The organism is Shewanella sp. 1311, from assembly GCF_059338235.1.
The window spans coordinates 4,558,666-4,577,123 of sequence record NZ_CM181686.1 but is presented as its reverse complement, the minus strand read 5'-3'; the positions used below and the strand labels follow the sequence as shown (position 1 = coordinate 4,577,123).

19 protein-coding genes are annotated in these 18,458 nt (G+C 46.1%); 9 read left to right on the top strand and 10 right to left on the bottom strand.

Going from position 1 to position 18,458, the window contains the following annotated elements:
- Window position 1: 1 nt before the first annotated feature.
- From AC5YB3_RS20105 to AC5YB3_RS20095, 3 genes are read left to right on the top strand one after another with little or no spacing between them, the layout of a single operon-like run.
- Window positions 2-322 (top strand): hypothetical protein, encoded by a 321-nt coding sequence (locus tag AC5YB3_RS20105; protein ID WP_342898161.1) that lies wholly within the window; start codon window positions 2-4, stop codon window positions 320-322.
- Entirely contained in the window at window positions 319-444 is a 126-nt protein-coding gene (locus AC5YB3_RS20100) for a hypothetical protein (protein WP_012089916.1), read from the top strand. The genes AC5YB3_RS20105 and AC5YB3_RS20100 overlap by 4 nt, the downstream gene beginning before the upstream one ends.
- Window positions 441-656, top strand: a complete 216-nt coding sequence (locus AC5YB3_RS20095; RefSeq protein WP_220592634.1) for a helix-turn-helix transcriptional regulator — start codon at window positions 441-443, stop codon at window positions 654-656. The genes AC5YB3_RS20100 and AC5YB3_RS20095 overlap by 4 nt, the downstream gene beginning before the upstream one ends.
- A gap of 71 nt (window positions 657-727) precedes the next feature.
- Here AC5YB3_RS20095 and AC5YB3_RS20090 read toward each other — a convergent pair whose 3' ends face one another.
- The 3 genes from AC5YB3_RS20090 to AC5YB3_RS20080 form a co-directional block, all read right to left on the bottom strand.
- Window positions 728-1,948, bottom strand: a complete 1,221-nt coding sequence (locus AC5YB3_RS20090) for a fascin domain-containing protein (RefSeq protein ID WP_494526025.1) — start codon at window positions 1,946-1,948, stop codon at window positions 728-730.
- 242 nt (window positions 1,949-2,190) lie between these two features.
- Window positions 2,191-2,805, bottom strand: coding sequence for a hypothetical protein (locus tag AC5YB3_RS20085; RefSeq protein WP_494526024.1), 615 nt, complete (start codon window positions 2,803-2,805; stop codon window positions 2,191-2,193).
- Between the two features lie 127 nt (window positions 2,806-2,932).
- Entirely contained in the window at window positions 2,933-4,144 is a 1,212-nt protein-coding gene (locus tag AC5YB3_RS20080; protein ID WP_311900245.1) for a tyrosine-type recombinase/integrase, read from the bottom strand.
- Window positions 4,145-4,320: 176 nt separating this feature from the next.
- On the opposite strand from AC5YB3_RS20080, the gene sbcB reads away from it, so the two are divergent.
- Both sbcB and cdd read left to right on the top strand, forming a co-directional pair.
- On the top strand, window positions 4,321-5,739 hold the full coding sequence (gene sbcB, locus AC5YB3_RS20075; RefSeq protein ID WP_107404791.1) for an exodeoxyribonuclease I: 1,419 nt from the start codon (window positions 4,321-4,323) through the stop codon (window positions 5,737-5,739).
- A gap of 210 nt (window positions 5,740-5,949) precedes the next feature.
- On the top strand, window positions 5,950-6,840 hold the full coding sequence (gene cdd / locus AC5YB3_RS20070) for a cytidine deaminase (RefSeq protein WP_259571799.1): 891 nt from the start codon (window positions 5,950-5,952) through the stop codon (window positions 6,838-6,840).
- 355 nt (window positions 6,841-7,195) lie between these two features.
- Here cdd and AC5YB3_RS20065 read toward each other — a convergent pair whose 3' ends face one another.
- The 3 genes from AC5YB3_RS20065 to AC5YB3_RS20055 form a co-directional block, all read right to left on the bottom strand.
- Window positions 7,196-7,426, bottom strand: a complete 231-nt coding sequence (locus tag AC5YB3_RS20065) for a DUF1289 domain-containing protein (RefSeq protein ID WP_011846519.1) — start codon at window positions 7,424-7,426, stop codon at window positions 7,196-7,198.
- Window positions 7,401-7,751 carry a VOC family protein gene (locus AC5YB3_RS20060; protein ID WP_006081207.1) on the bottom strand — a complete coding sequence of 117 codons (351 nt, stop codon included), beginning with the start codon at window positions 7,749-7,751 and terminating at the stop codon, window positions 7,401-7,403. Before AC5YB3_RS20060 ends, AC5YB3_RS20065 begins: the two co-directional genes overlap by 26 nt.
- Window positions 7,752-7,852: 101 nt before the next feature.
- Window positions 7,853-8,557, bottom strand: a complete 705-nt coding sequence (locus AC5YB3_RS20055; RefSeq protein ID WP_041408515.1) for a DUF445 domain-containing protein — start codon at window positions 8,555-8,557, stop codon at window positions 7,853-7,855.
- A 469-nt stretch (window positions 8,558-9,026) separates the two neighbouring features.
- Here AC5YB3_RS20055 and AC5YB3_RS20050 point away from each other — a divergent pair, with 469 nt between their 5' ends.
- The 3 genes from AC5YB3_RS20050 to AC5YB3_RS20040 all read left to right on the top strand — a co-directional run bounded on the left by AC5YB3_RS20050 (window position 9,027) and on the right by AC5YB3_RS20040 (window position 13,830).
- Complete coding sequence (locus AC5YB3_RS20050; RefSeq protein ID WP_071938963.1) at window positions 9,027-9,407, top strand: VOC family protein; 381 nt, start codon at window positions 9,027-9,029, stop codon at window positions 9,405-9,407.
- A gap of 253 nt (window positions 9,408-9,660) precedes the next feature.
- On the top strand, window positions 9,661-13,113 hold the full coding sequence (locus AC5YB3_RS20045; RefSeq protein WP_494526023.1) for a DUF748 domain-containing protein: 3,453 nt from the start codon (window positions 9,661-9,663) through the stop codon (window positions 13,111-13,113).
- A gap of 360 nt (window positions 13,114-13,473) precedes the next feature.
- Window positions 13,474-13,830 (top strand): glutathione S-transferase N-terminal domain-containing protein, encoded by a 357-nt coding sequence (locus tag AC5YB3_RS20040; protein ID WP_006081203.1) that lies wholly within the window; start codon window positions 13,474-13,476, stop codon window positions 13,828-13,830.
- Window positions 13,831-14,000: 170 nt separating this feature from the next.
- On the opposite strand, the gene AC5YB3_RS20035 is transcribed toward AC5YB3_RS20040, so the two are convergent.
- Window positions 14,001-14,690, bottom strand: coding sequence for an energy-coupling factor ABC transporter permease (locus AC5YB3_RS20035; RefSeq protein ID WP_107404795.1), 690 nt, complete (start codon window positions 14,688-14,690; stop codon window positions 14,001-14,003).
- Window positions 14,691-14,822: 132 nt separating this feature from the next.
- Here AC5YB3_RS20035 and AC5YB3_RS20030 point away from each other — a divergent pair, with 132 nt between their 5' ends.
- Window positions 14,823-15,284, top strand: coding sequence for a hypothetical protein (locus AC5YB3_RS20030; RefSeq protein WP_011846514.1), 462 nt, complete (start codon window positions 14,823-14,825; stop codon window positions 15,282-15,284).
- A gap of 164 nt (window positions 15,285-15,448) precedes the next feature.
- Here AC5YB3_RS20030 and AC5YB3_RS20025 read toward each other — a convergent pair whose 3' ends face one another.
- The 3 genes from AC5YB3_RS20025 to msbA are packed head-to-tail and all read right to left on the bottom strand — an operon-like array spanning window position 15,449 to window position 18,443.
- Window positions 15,449-15,628 (bottom strand): Trm112 family protein, encoded by a 180-nt coding sequence (locus tag AC5YB3_RS20025; RefSeq protein ID WP_006081200.1) that lies wholly within the window; start codon window positions 15,626-15,628, stop codon window positions 15,449-15,451.
- Window positions 15,615-16,634, bottom strand: a complete 1,020-nt coding sequence (lpxK, locus tag AC5YB3_RS20020; RefSeq protein ID WP_494526022.1) for a tetraacyldisaccharide 4'-kinase — start codon at window positions 16,632-16,634, stop codon at window positions 15,615-15,617. The genes AC5YB3_RS20025 and lpxK overlap by 14 nt, the downstream gene beginning before the upstream one ends.
- Window positions 16,635-18,443, bottom strand: coding sequence for a lipid A export permease/ATP-binding protein MsbA (gene msbA / locus AC5YB3_RS20015; RefSeq protein WP_006081198.1), 1,809 nt, complete (start codon window positions 18,441-18,443; stop codon window positions 16,635-16,637). It abuts the gene before it with no gap.
- Between the last annotated feature and the right edge of the window lie 15 nt (window positions 18,444-18,458).

Here is an 18,458-nt window from a genome sequence, read left to right as displayed (position 1 = left end):
TATGAACCCGATACAAGCAGCAACTGTAGAACGTGAAGAAGGTTATTGGACCCATCCCGATTTGCCCGAGTGGGATGAAGGCGTAACCCGTGTGGAGTGTGAAGCATGGGCTGCACGCCAAGGCGGCGAGTTTGTGGCGATTTGGTTTGAACTCGATGCCCCTGAAAACCTCATCGAGCGCTACTTTGATGAAGGCGACACCGATATCAGTGACTGGCACCCCGTTTGCGACAAGGCTGGCTCATTCTTGCTGAGTATTCACGATACCGAAGATGGCCCCGTCGCACTGTTTTTCGCACCTAAGGACAAAGAAGCAGCATGAAGCAATCTGCAGTGATCAAAGACGCTTTACGCCAGTGGTACACCCTGCCCCGCAAACAAGCCGGCAGCTGCCAACAATTTTTAAAACGACTCGCCGAGGAATTGGCAAAGGAAGGTAAATGATGATTTCGACCCAATCGACCGTGGATCAGCAAATGCAAGAGCCGCTCTTTCTTACCACTAAGGAAGTCATGACGCGCTACCGGATTAGCTCATCAGCCACGCTTTGGAAGTGGCGGAGAAACGACGGTTTCCCTGCTCCTATCCATAATGGCCGCCATTACTTAAAAGCGTCGCTCGATAAGTGGGATGAAAAACAGCAAGTCGCTGCTTGAATTAATTTATTAAGCCTTAAGATAAAGCCCCATTTTTGGGGCTTTATTATTAGACCTTTATGGATAGATTGCTAGGCCATTAACCCTTCGCCTTCGACGTTGCAGCCTTTACTACCGCAGTTAGTGCCTACTGCTACAGCATCAGCGATGATAGCGGCGAGTCCTGTGCCGACCAGTACTATTTGGGCAATTAACAAGACACCATCGGTTGATATCCATGCGACCACTGTCGCGATGAATGATACCGCAGCGACTATGGCTCCAAACCAGCTTAGGCCATTGACGATTGTTTTAATGACGCCTTTAATAAACCCTATATTGAATAGTTGCGAGATAAACTGAAATATCAATGTCGCCTTTTTCAACGTGGTAGAAGCACTGCTTATACCGGTGATCAGTCTCTCCAAGCCAACAGCTTCAGCCCCCAACGCTTGTACTGCCGCTTTTACCATGCTGTCAGTTCGCATAATGCGTATGCTTGCAAGTTGCAGAGCAAGCAATAACACATCAATACAGAATGTTGCGATTGATTTAGTGCAAGGTGAAATTGCCTCTAAATCAATTGCTTCTATTGCTACACTTTCGTTCTCCGTTAACGTTAAAAAACTTTGCATTTCAGTGGCCGCTTGCATTTCGACATTAGTTGGCAGTTGGCCTGTGATAATGGCTGCCACAAGCTTTTCTATCTGTGCCGGTGTAGGTTGCGAATTGGGGAACCACTGTTCGAGAGTCTCTACTGACTCTTTAAGAACTGCTCCTAGATGAAATTGCTCATAAGGTCCGACAGAGGCTTGGCAATTTACGGTGCCAAACCCTGCACCATTAAACGAGGGCGATTGCTCTCCGGCCATACGAAGATAGTTACTTGGAAACGCATTTGACTCTATTGAGGTTAAGACCCCACTGACGCTGTCGCTAAGCACTGCGACATTGAATTTTTCCCAAGGACCAATCGATGCTTGGCAGTTTACGGTTCCAAATCCATTGCCATTAAAAACAGGTGAAGCTTCGCCCGCCATCCGTAAATAGTTGCTCGGAAACGCCATAGACTCAAAGGAGACTGTGCCATCGCCGTTACGAATAGCGTTAAAAATTTCCCATGGGTTTTTATCTGGATCATTTTGGTCTGCCTGACAATTAACGGTACCAAAGCCATCACCATTGAACTGTGGTGAATCCTGTCCAGACATTCTCAATAAGCATTGTGGAAATTGATTGGATCTGATCATGACAGGAAATGTTGAGGGGAATATTGGGTCACTATTTGAGGCAGAAGTGTTAAGCGTGCTCATAATAAAAGTCCTTTTTAGTTTACTAACAAAGCTATACATCGTCATTGATGACATAGCGTTTTAATGAGCTGAAAAACTGCTTCTAGCAGCCCGCGAATAGAAGGCTGTAGCGATCAGTTCATCGTTTTTAAGGTTAGTTCAAATGTGACTTTTAACAATGGCTGATTTGGCTGGACGAGCAAGATCAATCGCGTGAGTGGCAAAGCGAACGGGTTAGATCACTCTGCCGATATTTTGATGTTTTACCGCCCCACTTTATCGGGCGGCAGCCGAGACGTTATGTATTCTAAACCTGCTTGATAGCCTGCGGTTTCTGTTGTGTCACCATTTTTGGCGACTAAATAAGTGGCTTTAAACATCATCAACCTACAGACGGTTAGATAATAAAAATCATCGTCTTGCTTGAATGCACAAACCTTTTTCCACGGTGTGGTGATGGATGTACCGCTAGGGAGCGTAAACGTTAGCGTCGAGGTTGTGGCGGTTACTGTGTGGCGCCCTTCTAGGCTCGCAAGCTTCTGTAAAGTTGTGTTTTCAATCGTTGGATTCAGAGTGGTTATCTTACCTGCAAATTTGCTAGCTTGATTTTCGGCGATGTTTTTTAATACCAATTTCCACGCAATTAGGTAAGCAATTGCACATATTGCGATTGCGATATATGTCTCTGGGGTGTGAATTTCTACGAAAAAATAAAACAGTAGCAACGGGGATAATAACGGGCCCCATAGGAGTAATGCACGCACGATAAGGGCATGCATCCGCTTAGCTAGTCGCGCATGGTTTGTAATGCGTACTGAATCTATTCTTTCCGCGATTGTGATTAATTGTTCCCGCGTGATTAAAAATTGTAGTTCCATGACGTCCTTGTTTAACATCAACCTGAGTTCTAATGCACCTCATTATAAAGGAGCGTTACTGCGGCTTGGCACCACTACTGACTTACTGAATAAGTAAGTCATTTCCAATGGTCAGCGGCAAGCATGCCTATGCCCTTCTTTCTAACACGACTATTTTGCTATCACCCAAAGCGGCCAATTTCAGCTTATTTGTCCATTGTTCATAGGCGGCTGCTTGATCATCTAGCCAATCATGTTTGTTGTACACAGCCATCACCCCGCCGAGTAGATGACCTAGCATCTTCTCTGTGACATGGGGCAACACCCCAGCTTCTGACATTCTGGTCGATAATGTGCGTCTAAAATCGTGAATACGCCAGTCAGGAATTTCGAGTCTTGGTTTGATCTCGCGGACCAGCTTATTTACTGAAGCGATGTTGCCCGGGCGCTTAAGATCATTTGCTGCGGGAAAACTCCAAGGCGAGTGGTAGAGGTTCCACTGTTCTTGCAATATGTCGAGTAAGGCGGGACTGATTGGCCTTCGGATTGGCAAATTAGTTTTGCTATTGTTTATTGGGACGGTCCAGATCATCGACTCAAGATCAAAATCAGCCCGTTTGGATTTTAATATTTCTGATATCCGCGCCCCCGTTAGTAAACATGCCTTGATGGCATTGGTTACTGCTTTGGTCGCGCGGCATTTATCAAGCTCACGGATGATTTTGCCACACTCTAGAATGGTGAGTACTCGCGAACCGACTTTGGGCGCGGAGCCCACATCACTGACTCGTAGTTGAAGGACATCAACAAGCGATATCATTTGCCGGCGAACGGACCAGCTAAGTACCGTCTTTAATTGTTTGAGTATCGCGCCTGCGGTGACTCGACTCTGAATTGCCTTTTTATCGAAAAAATCTATCCACTCGCCGAGTGTGATACTTTCAACTTTGCGATCAGCAAAGGCATCATAGAGATGTGCTCTAAAACAGGATTGGTACGTAGCAACAGTGCCCGGCTTAAGTGCTGCACTTCGTGCCGATAAAAACTGTTCACAGCAATCCCTCAGGGTTGTCTGGCCCGCAAATGTGTTGCGCTGTTTCCAAAACACACGTGGATCTATATTATTTGCCACTGAGTTACGTAGCTCAGGGATCAGTTTCCGTGCGTCAGCTAGTTTCAAATCAGGATAGCGACCAAGGGTTAGCCGCCCAGGTTGATTATCAATCCTAAATCGATACTGCCATGTTATAGTCCCTGCGGGGGTAATGCGAACGCTTAAGCCGTCGCGGTCTGCAAGTTCTGGTTTCCCTAAATATGGTTTGCCGTTTATTGCACGTAACTGCGTGTCAGATAAAGACATTTTGATTACCCTGTGTACATGTGATTTTGCAATTATGACACAGAAAGAAATATGTACACAGATATGTACTCACATCGAAGAGTAGCAAACTAAACTGATGTGAATGACAACGAATCCAATCAAAGCAGTTTAACTACTAATAACATGAAGTTAGATGCTTTAGAGAACGAAAATAAATGAAGATGAAAGACGATAAAGCAGGGTCGATTTTTTGGCACGACTACGAAACCTTCGGGGCTAACCCGGCGAAAGACAGACCCTCGCAATTTGCTGGTATTCGCACGGATTTAGATCTCAATATTATCGGCGAGCCTGAGACATTTTATTGCAAGCAAGCCCCTGATTATTTGCCGTCACCAGAAGCGATATTGATCACAGGGATCACGCCGCAGTTAGCCAATTTAAAAGGCATCCCTGAAACTGAGTTTATGGGGCGTATTCAAGCACTGTTTAGCCAGCCAAACACCTGTGTCGCGGGCTACAACTCACTGCGTTTTGATGATGAAGTGACCCGTTATGGCTTTTATAGAAACTTTATCGATCCCTATGCCCGTGAATGGCAAAATGGTAACTCTCGTTGGGATATCATTGATTTAGTGCGCGCGTGTTACGCATTTAGACCCGAAGGGATCAATTGGCCAACCAAGGAAGATGGATCTCCTAGTTTTAAGCTAGAACATTTGACCCAAGCGAATGGTTTAAGCCATGAGAAAGCCCATGATGCCATGTCTGATGTGTATGCAACCATCGCTATGGCAAAACTCATTCGCGAGAAACAACCTAAGTTATATCAGTACTATTTTGACCTGCGCCGTAAGCAAGCGGTGAGCGATCAAATCGATGTGCTCAATATGCAGCCGTTAGTACACGTGAGCTCTAAGATCAGTGCTCGCAATGGCTGTACGACGTTGATTTCCCCCGTGGCGCACCATCCAACCAATAAAAATGCAGTTATTTGCGTTAATTTAGCCATGGATTTAACGCCACTCTTTGAGCTAGATATCGAGCAAATTAAAACGCGTATGTATACGCCAAGAGCCGATCTTGCCGAAGACGAATTACCGATCGCGGTAAAACAAATTCATTTAAATAAGTGCCCTTTTATCACTTCGGCTAAAATCCTCAGCGATGAACATGCCGCTCGTTTAGGCATAGATAAAGAATTTGCCAGAGAGCAATATAAACGCCTTAAACTTCACCCAGAACTACGTGAAAAACTGGCGCTATTATTTGAGCACGATGACAGCAGAGCGACCACAGATCCCGATTTGATGCTCTATTCAGGTGGTTTCTTTAGCCAAGCTGATAAAGCGAAAATGGAAATCATCCGTCATACCCTACCGCAAAATTTAGCGGCGCTAGACTTGCAGTTTGATGATCCACGTATCCCTGAAATGCTGTTTCGTTACCGCGCCCGTAATTATCCTGAACTACTCGATTACGAAGAGTCACAGCGCTGGCGTGAATTCTGTCAAAGTCGCTTAGCCGATCAAGACTACGTACTTAAATTAGAAAATCTGCTGCAAGATACGCAAGCGGATGAGACTAAGCAGAAGTTACTGGCTGCCCTTTGTCATTATTTGCGTGAACTTTAAGTTTAATCAATTCAAGCTTAAGTCTTTTATTTAATAGTCTTAAGCTTGTTTATATTCGTGAATAGACTCACTCTATTAGGCGCATAACTTAAATTGTTTACTATCGAACACACACATTTGCAGCGTATAAACGCGAGCTAACTCGCATTTATGCTGTAACAAAATTACTAGAATGTTCTTCCATGAACTTAACAAATAAGGAATCGGGAAATGCAAGATAGATTCATTCGTAGCATAACCCAACTGCCAACGCCGTTAGCCGATGCTCTCATTCCAATGTTGCACCAGCATTTTGCTGGGCACTTAGATGCGCAGCAACTTGCCACGCTCACAAGTGCAAGCAAGATGACCGAAGCAGAAGTGTTACTGGCACTGCTGCCGATAGCCGCTGCACTGGCGAAACCGCCTATCAGTGAGTTTTATGTCGGTGCGATTGCCAAAGGAAAAAGTGGCGATATCTACATGGGTGCCAACTTAGAATTACCCGGTGAAGCGCTGTTTCATTCTGTCCATGCAGAACAAAGCGCTATCAGCCATGCATGGCTCAGCGGTGAAAGCCAAATTGTTGATATCATAGTCAATGCCAGCCCTTGCGGCCATTGCCGTCAATTTATGAATGAGCTGGTTGAAGGAAGTAAGATCAGCATTCATCTACCCGCACAGGAAAGCCACCCACTGGCTTATTATTTACCCTATGCCTTTGGCCCAAAAGACTTAAATGTCACTTCGCCTTTAATGGCTAAGCAACAAACTGAATTTGCTTTAGATAGTGCCGATCCTATGATCATCGAAGGTTTAGATCATGCTGGTTTAAGTTACGCGCCTTACACTCAGAGTTTTGCTGCCGTGGTTTTAGAAACGCGCGATGGCGCAACCTATTGTGGTCGCTATGCAGAGAACGCGGCATTCAATCCTTCTATGCTGCCGATGCAAATGGCCTTGTCAAATCTCGTTCGCCATAATCGTGAATTTAGCGATATCAGCCGCGCGGTGTTGATTGAATCATCTCAAGGAAAAATCAGTTTAGTCGGCGCGACTATGGATGCACTCCATACCGTTGCCGCCATCGAACTTGAGCACATAGTCATCGATCCGGTGTAACGCCTGCTTCAAGATGCCAAGGGTGCTTCAAAATGCCAACGGCGAAATGCGTTAAGGCGTATTTCGCCGTTGGATTATTCGACTAATACTTCAACATCAAGTGATCACCCGCTAATGCCGACAGCTAAAACGTCGAATACGCCGAATACGCCGAATACGCCGAATACGCCGAATACGCCAAAGTAGCAGTCTTGAACATTAATACCTAACACCCAATCCTCGAATGTTACGCCTAGTGTTCAAACCTAACTGCCAGTGCTCAAACGCAAACGCTAGTACTTAAACGTAACGCTGAGTATTCAAACGTGAAAGCTAACTCGGCATAAATGGTTAACCTCAGCACAATTATGCAAGGCTACTCACTATCCAGAGTTCTATTTACGCCGCTTCTTTTGGCCTGAGACTCAGCTTTACGCTGCGCCATTCTGGCAAAACAAGCTTGCCGCTCCACATCTGACATAGCGCGCCAGGCTAAAATCTCATCAAGATGCCTAAAGCAACCTAAGCAAATATCTTGCTGATCTAAACAACAATTGCGGATACAAGGATTGGCATTAGGATCATTCTGACCAGACGGCATATTCATTGCCACAGGGTTCAGTGAAGTGGAATCGGCGGCCACCGGGGAAACTAAAGATGTCTGCCGTGATTGCGCCGCCAGCGGCCACGACAGCCGTCAGAGTCAATTCTAAGTTCTGGCTGTAGATCACAATCAGCGGGCAGCCTTTTGCGAGGGTAAAATCCACCTCGGCTTGATAGAAGCCACCTGTGATCCCGACATTCATAAAACAGCTGTATTCAGGACCGTAATCGACATAGGTCCAGCCAAATACCTGGCTAAAAAAGGCCTTAGAACTCGCAATATCGCGGCTCGGGATTTCCAAATAATTGATGCTGTGTTGAAGGTTCATAGACTTCCTTGCTATTTAATGAGGGACAAAATGATGGGCACAAAATGCATGAATAAAAAATGGGAGCCAAGCTCCCATTCTATTCGCTGCTTTAACTCAGGTTAACCTTGGATTAAGGCTGCGACAAGTCCAATCAGACCACCAAACACCCCGCCCCAGATCACTAACCAACCTAAATGCGTTTGGATCATGTCCTGAACGATTTGTTTCACCATTTGCGGTGTCAGCTCGTTTAACCTTTGTTCCACTATGTTGGCAATTTTAGTTTGCAGATCGGCCATCACATTTGGCTGTTCGATTTCTTGTTTCAACAGCTCGTGGAATGCATCACTTTGCGCCATTTCAACTAAAGAGGCTTTCATCTTCACAATAAACGGCTCTTTTAGCGGTAATAATGCATCAGTGCCGCCGAACATAGACAACATGCCGCCAAAGGAAGATTGGGCGACAGTGCTAATTAAGGCATCGAAAGAAGGCGCTAAATCGACCTTTTCAATCACGGGCGCCAAATCCATTTTACTGATGCCTTCTTTTTCCGATAGGAATCGTTCGATATTTTCTGTGGTAAAAAACTGCTTCATCATCAGATGAGCAATGCCCGCCTTAAACTCTTCGAAACGAGAAGGCACGACTCCCGAGCCATAAAGTCCGGGGACTTTCTCAAACAACATATAAACCGCAACCCAGTTGGTAATCGCACCCGATAAGGCAAACAATCCGACATTCAGGACAATTGCCGAATGCATCAGGTAACCCACAACCACCAAAGCAGCCGCCAATAAATTTGTTACTAAACTCTTATTCAATCTCGTATCCCCTAAGGTGGCATCGATAAGATGCAAAACTGGCCTATATTAACAAGTTAACGGGAGTCAGGTCTAACACTCAAAGCACAGTAAACGAACCCATTTTCAAATCTGTTTTCAGTACTAAGTCTTGGTGCGACAAGCTGCATCCTGCTCATCACCAAAGCCGCAACGTCACAGAGCCGCTAACGGCCGATTGGCCTATGCTAAATAAGTGAATCCCCTTGTAGAACATTAAGTTAATTTAATGCTCGTCAAGCTTAAAAATCCATAAATTTTAGTTTACCGCCTGTGAATTATCAACGGGCCTCAACTACACTCAATTTGGGTTAGAAACCCGAAATAGGGTTTCCAAATGCAAGCTCAGAATTCAGGGCTTAAACACAAGTCTTGAATAAAGGCCTTAAACACAGCCACTGAACATCGGCTCAAATACAAAAGTTAACCACAATAAATTAGGGATGCGCTTATGGAATCGGCTTTTAATACTGCGGGGGCGTTAAGTTGGCATGAACTCACAACCAATAATACCGAAGAGGCCATGTGCTTCTATGCTGAGATTTTTGGCTGGCACTTTAAAACCGTCAAAATGCCCCACGGTCACTATCACATTATTGAAAACGAGGGGATCAGCATTGGCGGAATTACCGACAGTTTAATCCCCACCCTTCCCTCACATTGGACTGGCTATATTACCGTTAACGATGTGGATCAAGTGGCTATCAGTGCCAAAAAACTCGGCGGTGACATTCTGTTTGGCCCTGAAGACATTCCAGAGGTGGGCCGTTTTTGTTGGATAAAAGACCCACAGGGCGCCATTATTGCGGCCATTAGCTATTTAAAACGCTGATGTAAAAACTAATCTAAACATGATGAGGAGTGACTACTCAAGGATACGCCACAGGTTGATACAGATGTAGCTATCAATGTAGGAGATTGGTTGTCATTCAGCAACGACTGGGTTCAGAATAGGTCGTCGTCGGGTAATGCCAAGATTTCATTGATAAAATATAAATAAGATCTGGAAACATTAGCGTTAATCGCTAGAATGTTCGCACTTATGGCAGTTTTCCCCTGTCTTATGCATTGGAGCCTTGATATTAATGCTGACCCAGCTATCGCAATTCAAACACACTTTTTTTGCTCTCCCAAGGTACCTGCGTGTGCTTGTTTACCTCACCGCCGTCTACCTTAGCTATGTCTGCACATTAGGCTTAATCCTGCCCTATGCAATAACCACGCTGGCACCCGAAAAACTCTCTGCTTTACTCGGCCGTCCCGTCACCCTCGGGGATATCCGCATCAATCCCTTTAATTTCAAAGTCGAAATCGACCAACTGGCCATTAAAGAAAAAGACGAAAAACCGTTTGCAGGCTTAGCGCAAGTCCAATTCGAAGTGAACTTTTGGCAATCTGTTTTTAATCGCGCCGCCGTTATCGAAAATATACACATACAAGCGCCCTACGCACACATCATCCGCGTGGAGAAAAAAGGCAAAGCTGGATTCAACTTCGACGATATTCTGCAGACCTTGAACGAGCATTCATCCGCGAGCACAGAAACAACACCCGCAGAAGCCAGCGCCCCCGTTCGTGTCCTGCTCAGCCAATTTGTATTAGATGCAGGGCAATTTAACTTCGATGACAAAATTACCCATGCTCAAGTTAATTATCCCAATATCAATTTAAAACTCAGTCAGCTCGATACTGAATATTTGATGTCGGCATTGTCGGCCTCAGTAGCACCAGCCACAAAAGCAAATAAGACTGAAGCCAACCCGACACCAAACGCCCAATCAACCTCTGACACTGGCTCTGGCTCTGGCTCTGGCTCCCAAGTTATGCCAATTCAGCACAATCACTATGCGATACAACTCAGTGATGATCATGCTGGTGAAATCAGTTTGCAGGGGCAATTCCAACTGTTCCCATTAAAAGTTGCGGGTGACGTCCACATCGCTAAACTGAAACTGACACCCCTGTGGCGATTTATCGACGATCAATTTAAGCCAGCACTTACCGATGGCGAGATCACTGCTAAGACTCAGTATCAAGTGGATTTTGCCGAGAATGGCGAGTTACAAGTCACCAGCAACAATGGCCAGTTTATTGTTGAAAAACTGAACTTTAACGACCAAGAGCGCTCAGTGGTCAAGCTGCCAATCTTTGCCCTCGACGGTATTTCGATGGATCTAAAGCAGCAGCAAGTGCACATCAATAAGCTTCACAGTGATGGCCTCACTGTAAACGCCATTTTGAATCAAGATGGACTCGATCTCGCGAGCTTGTTCATGCCTAAATCCGCCAGTGCGCCTACAAGTGCAGCGCCGCCAGTTGCTAAGCCGATAGAAACTAAACCGGCAGCCGCGAAGTCAGTAGAGACTAAAGCTGTTGAGAGTGCACAAGTCACGCAAGTGGAAGAAAAGCCTCAAATAGCTGAGACGGCAACTAATGCAAGCGATACCACAGACAAGCCAACAGAAAGCGAATTAGCCACAGCCAGCGAGAACAATAAAACGGAGCAAAATACTGAGGCCGCCGCAAACATCACAGCTGATGCCACTCATGAAGCCATTGCAGAAGTTGCTTCAGAGTCAAATCCACAACAGCCAATCAAGCAAACGCCAGTAACGACGTCAACTGACACTTGGTTCGTGCAACTCGATGCGCTCAATATTGAAAACTACGATCTTAATCTGTCGGAGCAAAAGTTAACTGAGACACCGCTGCAATGGCGTGTGTATCCACTTAACTTTTCAACAAAAACTATCACCAGCACCTTGGCCGAGCCGATTGATTATGCACTGCAACTCAGCATTAATGACAAAGGTACTTTAAGCTCTCAAGGCCATGTCGATGTGACAAGCGAAGCGATAGATGCCGATATTCAACTCGATAAGCTCGCATTAATCCAGTTCCAACCGTATCTTGCCCCCTACGCGAATATCCAGCTTAAGAGTGGTTTATTAAGCTCTGCAGGCAAGCTCACGGCTAATGCCAAGGGTAAAGCCATTTACGGCGGCAGTGTTGAGCTCGATGATTTAGCCATTCATGACAAATTGCGTAATGCCCCGCTGGTCAAATGGCAAAAGATGAATATCAATCAGCTAGATTTTGACCAACAAAAAAATCAAATCAAAATCGATCACTTAGCCTTTAATCAACCCTACGCCAAAGTGGTGATCGCTAAAGATAGAAGCACTAATATCAGCGACCTTATCGTCGAAGCGCCTATTGCAGCTTCAGTAACGAATAGTGCGACAACGAACAGCGCGCCCCCTGCTAAGCAAACCGCAACCGAGCCGCAAATGGCGAGCAAGTCAGCAACGCCTGAGCTGAGCCTCGATATTCAAAAAATTAGCTTTAGCCAAGGCTCGGCTTACTTTGCCGATAACTCACTGACCCCGAATTTTGCTTCGGGAATTGAGCTGCTTGAAGGCAATATCACTCACCTGTCATCCACACCAGGCACTAAAGCCTCGGTCGATATCAAAGGTAAGATTGACAAGTACGCGCCTGTGACCCTAAAAGGCGATATTAACCCTTTGTTAGACATGCCATATTTAGATCTCGATTTAGTCTTCAAGAGTGTTGAGCTCACCTCAGTCAATCCTTACTCAGGCACCTATGCGGGTTACTACATAGATAAGGGACAGTTATCACTGTCGCTGAACTACAAACTCGATCAGAACAAGCTCAAGGGCAATAACCATCTAGTCATCGATCAACTAAAACTCGGTAAACCCAGTAACAGTGACCTTGCCACTAGCTTACCTATCACGCTCGCCATTGCGCTGCTACAGGACCGTAACGGCGTGATTGATTTAGGCATGGAAGTCTCAGGCGATTTAGACTCACCCAGCTTTAGTGTCGGCAGCATCATAATGACGGCTATTACCAATGTGATCACTAAAGCCGTCACTGCGCCCTTCACTTTCTTAGCGGGGCTGATAGGTTCAGACGAAAGCTTAGACAAAATCAGCTTTGCCGCTGGTCAATTCAGCCTAAGTGAAGATGAGCAGAAAAGTTTAGACAAACTCGCCAGCGCCTTACTCAACAGACCTATGCTCAAGCTCAGCGTTGAAGGTGAAGTCGATGCCATCAATGACAGCCAAGCCATTGCTGAGCGCATCATGAAGCGTAAATTGGCTAAGTTAGCCAATATCGAGTTCAGTGCGTTACCTAATGATTTAAGTCCAAGCCAATTCCCGACCCAAGGGCCGCTAGCCGATGCGCTAGTGAAGCTTTATGAGCAGGAAGTTAAAGCCGATCCGGCACTAATAAAAGACACAGTTATAGCAGAGGCCAAAGACGCTCAGCTTTCCGATGACGAGATCACCACCCGCTGGCATATCGCTTTATATAATCTCTCGGTAAAAGCGCAGAATGTTAACGATGGCATGTTGGGTAATTTGGCCCAAGAAAGAGCCAAAGCCGTTAAAGCTTACCTTGTAGACGTGAAAGAGATTGCCCCAGAGCGGATCTTCTTGCTCGAAAGCCGAGTGAGTTTAACCCAGAATGTGGCCCAAGTGAGCCTCACCATAGATGTGCAATAAAGGCGCAATAACTCAAGCAATGAGTTAATGTTGCTGTGTTTACGATAAAAGAAGCCCGCTAAAGTTTAGCTTTAGCGGGCTTCTTTCTTATGGTGGAGAGCATGCCTAAAGGTATAGCTAAGCGCATATCTAATTGTTACCGCTAAGCGAATGCGCAGTCTTTGCCACCAAAGAATCTTCTACCTGTTAATCCACACTAAAATGTTGGCCGCGCTTTGTGCCATAGGTTACACTCTGCGGCCTTTATGCAACTGGGATCGCACGCACGAATCGCTAAATCTCAGTTTCGTCGCACATTTGCGACGGCGCCATTGACACACGAATCACTTTTCAACACACATTATCATTGAGGTCACTGACATGTTTATCATTCGCTGGATTTTAGGCAGGATCATTCTGTTTTTAAACTTCGTATTTAGCCCTAAAAAGCGCCAACGTCCACTGGCAGAGCAACAACAGATTGATACTCAAACTCAAGCATTGGCCCTGTATCAGTATCCAGCTTGCCCATTTTGCGTAAAAGTCCGCCGTGCAATGCGCCGTCAGGGACTCAATATAGTGACCCACGACGCTAAAAAAGCGCCACACAAAGATGAGCTCGTCGCCCAAGGTGGCAAACAGCAAGTACCTTGTCTGCGCATTGAAGAAAACGGCCAAGTACAGTGGTTGTATGAATCTAAAGAAATCATTAACTACTTAGACCAACGCTTCGCCTAAATCGCGGTGCAACAGTCTGTGTAAATATCCAAATAAGTGCGCCCAGTAACCTTTCCAATGAACTGTTTAATCGACTTTTCAATGGACTTCCCAATGAACTTTACAATGGGTTTTCCGTTGAAATATCGAGGTTTCGGGCGCCGTTCTTTTATTGCGTTGTTTAATCACATCTACTTACGCCACAAATATTCTCGGTCGGAATAATCAAATAACCACTGGGGCTGATACACCACCAATAGCGTTACCGCCATACCATTAAGCAATGCCTCGGGGAACGCCAGCAAAGGGATTAGCATCAAGTAGTCATCCACTAACACATTCCAATCGTAATCCGCTGCAGACCACAACCACATCGCCCAACTCAATTGATGAAACACAGTTGAAAGACCCGCATTGATAAAACCGCCGACGAAGATAAACACGAAAATGTGTTTAGGAAATAAATGGTAACTGCGACTGTATAAAACAAAACACAGGAACAGCGGCACAGCCATAGCGAACAGACTAAAAGCCCCAAAATCAGCGGGCTGTTTTAGTACAAAAAGACTAAAAAAAGCGCTGGGCAACAGTAATGCCACAGTCGCAAGACGCCAACCGAACATCAGCATACAGGTCACTATCCCTAGAAAATGCAGATGCAACCCAGTTTGAATACTGGCATTTAACGACCACAGCGCATTGACGCCCACCAGCGTCAGTAACAAGCGTAACTGCAGGTTTTTATCCCGTCGGATCTGCGCTAACTCGTCTTTTGGCCATATCGCATAGAGCCATAACGCCAAGAGCATAAGGCATATGCCTTGAGTCAGGCTCATATCCCATTCGATTTGCGCCCATTTATTCGACCAAAACGCCAACATTAATCGCCCATCCTTAATCCATTGCGCCAATAGAGTCACACTCAGTCCATGAAGATGCCATAAATCCATGAACTTTAGGGTCATATTAAGGTATTCTGCTGTCAGTTAATAACCTAAGAGTTAAATTTGATTATGCCGCTTCGATACCTCAGCCTTGCCATCTTAAGTTGTTTCTCGCTCATCGCCTGTAGCAGTGCCCCCATCGATCCTAGTGAACTTGCCGGAAAATTACGGGATAAGTTAACCACAGACATTAAAGCCGATGGCCTTAAACTCTTCAGCTACACAGCGCGGCTGGTCGATGATAAATCTAACATGGGTGATGCAGACCGCCCTTTCCCGCACGATGCCCGCGTACGTAGCATGCAAGATCCCCGTGAACAACGTCGCGCGATGCAAGATCTACAGGACTCATTAGAAGTTTGGGGACGACAAGTCGAATTAGGTTTAACGAAAACCCTTGAAATGACAGGTTATTGCCGCGAAGGTTATATCGAATTGAGTCGGATTATCGAACCCGGGCGAGGCGAAATTCGTGGTGAATGCCAAGAAGGCGCGACCAATGCCGATAAACAGAAATTTGTGAACTATTAACGAAGGTTTGAGTCACTTAAATTTGCGTGGCTAAGGTCTAAGCATAGAAAAGACGCAAGATTAGATAAGCACTGTTAATCGGCTAAAAATAGCGAAAACAATAATAAGAGAAGCTTAAAAAGGTAAGCATGCGCGTATTAGACAATACGCGCATTCACATCACACTAAACTGATTCAGTCAGCGGCACAGCACGATTTTCTAATAACACAGGGATACCTTCAGTGATAGGATAGGCCAGCTTATCTGCCTTACAAATCAACTGCTGCGTCGTTTTATCGTACTCAAGTTTTCCCTTACACACAGGGCAAGCCACTATATCTAACAATTTTTTATCGAATGCCATGGAAGTTTCCTTGTTTAGCTGCAGCCACCTCGCGAAGACGTGCGAGCAGCTGCTCATCAAATTGTGGGGATAGCTTGGCATTGACCGCCAAATACCACCAGTTCTCTTGTGCAAAATCGCGACATTTAACCGCATCTTTTTCTGTCATCAACAGCGGTAAGTCTTGGGCTAAATCACGTAATTGGGTTTTATCGTAGGGCTGATGATCATCAAAACCCTGGCATAACGCCAGTTGATAACCTTGGGCGCGCAGCGATTCAAAGAAACGCGCAGGGTTACCAATACCTGCCATCGCAACCAGCGGCTGAGATTTATCGAAACTGTATTCTCCAGAGGTCGAATCGCATTTAACGGGCTTCACTTCTGTAGGCGCCAGTTGCATTTCGAACTGCCCTTTTGCTGCGGGTCCGCCATTACTGACGATAAAATCCACGGCATCGAGACGCCACGCGCCTTCACGCAGCGGACCTGCCGGCAACAGCAAGCCATTGCCTAAACCGCGTTGACCATCAATCACCACCAGCTCAATATCGCGCCCCAGCGCATAGTGCTGTAGCCCATCGTCGCAGATGATGACATCGACACCAAACTCTGCAATAAGTGAATTGGCGGCATCTACGCGTTTAGCGCCAACTACCATAGGCACTTGAGTGCGCGCCACTATCATAGCCGGTTCATCACCCACCTCTGCTGCACTCGCACCTAAGTTAACCGTTTTAACGCCTTGAATATCAACGCCGTAACCTCGACTGATCACACCGGGTGTAAACCCATGCTGACGCAATAATTCAATCAGATAAATCACGGTTGGCGTCTTACCGCTGCCGCCGACGGTAATATTACCGACAACGATGACAGGCACAGGCATTGCCGTTTGTGATTTGATCCCGAGGCGAAACAAGACGCGGCGCACATAAGTGATAACCGCGAATAGCCAAGATAAAGGTAACAAGAGCCATCGCAGTGGATGACCCTGATACCAAATTTTATTCACTAAGGCCTGCATCTAGCTACCGAATTGCATTTGGTACAATTTGGCGTACATGCCATTTAATTCCAATAGTGATTGGTGCGTCCCGCGCTCGACGATACGTCCCTGATCCACCACTAAAATTTGATCGGCACTCTCGATAGTCGACAACCTGTGGGCGATCACTACTGAGGTACGGTTTTGTCTGAGGTTGTCTAAGCCTTTCTGAATCGCTTTTTCTGACTCAGTATCCAGCGCAGAGGTCGCTTCATCGAGGATCAACACAGGCGCATCACGCAACATGGCGCGTGCAATCGCAATCCGCTGTCTTTGGCCACCGGACAATAACACGCCATTTTCACCCACTTGAGTATCAAGGCCTTGGGGCAGCTGATCAATAAACTCCATCGCATAGGCCAAGGTCGCGGCTTCAATAATCTGCTCACGAGTGGCTTCACCCGGATAGGCGTAGGCGATGTTGTTAGCAATCGTATCGTTGAATAAGGTCACCTGCTGCGATACCAGAGCCACTTGATTACGCAGCGATTTTAGCGAGTAATCGTAAATGCTGACATCATCAAGCAGAATATCGCCGGATTCGAGCCCTGTATAAAAACGGGTCACTAGACTGGCGATAGTCGACTTGCCAGAGCCAGAACGGCCGACTAAGGCTAAGGTTTGACCCGGTTTAACTTCAAAATCAACATCTTCCAGCGCTCTGCGGTCTTGGCTGTCATAGGTAAAACAGACCTTATCGAAACGTAAATGACCCTTAGCGCGCTCGACGGTATAAGTGCCGGTGTCGGATTCTGGCAGCGTATCCAGTAATTCAAACACTGTGGTACAAGCTGCAATACCCCGTTGGAATTCGGCGTTCACTCGGGTTAAGTTTTTGATGGGTTGCAACATGGCCATCATAGCGCCAAGAATTGTCGCGAAGGTACCGGCGGTGAGATCGGCTTTCATGCTGTCTAAACTTGCCGCATAGAGCACAAAGGCCAAGGCGAATGAGCCGATAATCATGATCAACGGCTGGCTAATGGCTTGCGCCACAGCTAACTTCATATTTTGATGGCGGTTTTGATCGTTCACTTTAGCAAAACGAGTGGCTTCAGTTTCTTGTCCACCAAAGGCCAATACGTTTTTATGGCCCTTAATCATTTGCTCAGTCGTGGCACTCACCCCGCCCATGGCGGTTTGAATTTGCTTAGAAACCTTACGGAAACGACGGCTGACCACAGCAATGACCATGCCCATAATAGGACCGATCACTAAGATACACAGGGATAACTTCCAAGAGTTATAGAACATCAGCGCCAGCATACCGAATACTGTCACACTGTCGCGGACGATAGAAATCAAAGCACTACCCGATGCTCTGGCGATTTGCTCAGTATCGAAGGTGACTTTTGAAATCAAGTTACCGGTATTTTCCTTGTCCATGTAACTGACAGGCAGACTCAGATAATGCTCAAACACTTGCTGACGCATGTCCATGATCAAACGCGCACTCATGTATGAGATGCCGTAGGTCGAAACAAAGTTGGCAAAACCACGCAGGGAAAACATGACGATAACCACAAGCGGCGCCATCATTAGCACGTCGTTGTTCGCGTGGAAACCTTCACTGGTTGGCAATGCTATGCCGTTGGTGACCGCAGCGGGTGCGCCGCCGGAAAAACCCTTATCGATAAAGGGGCCGATGAAAGCGATAAAGGCGGCATCGACGAGACCATAAATAATTAATCCCGCAACTGAAAGCATAAACATGCCTTTCATCTGTTTTATATAGCCCAGTAATCGTTTGAAAACTGTCCACATTTCGTCTTTAGGAGATGTTGTCATTGATAACACTAAATT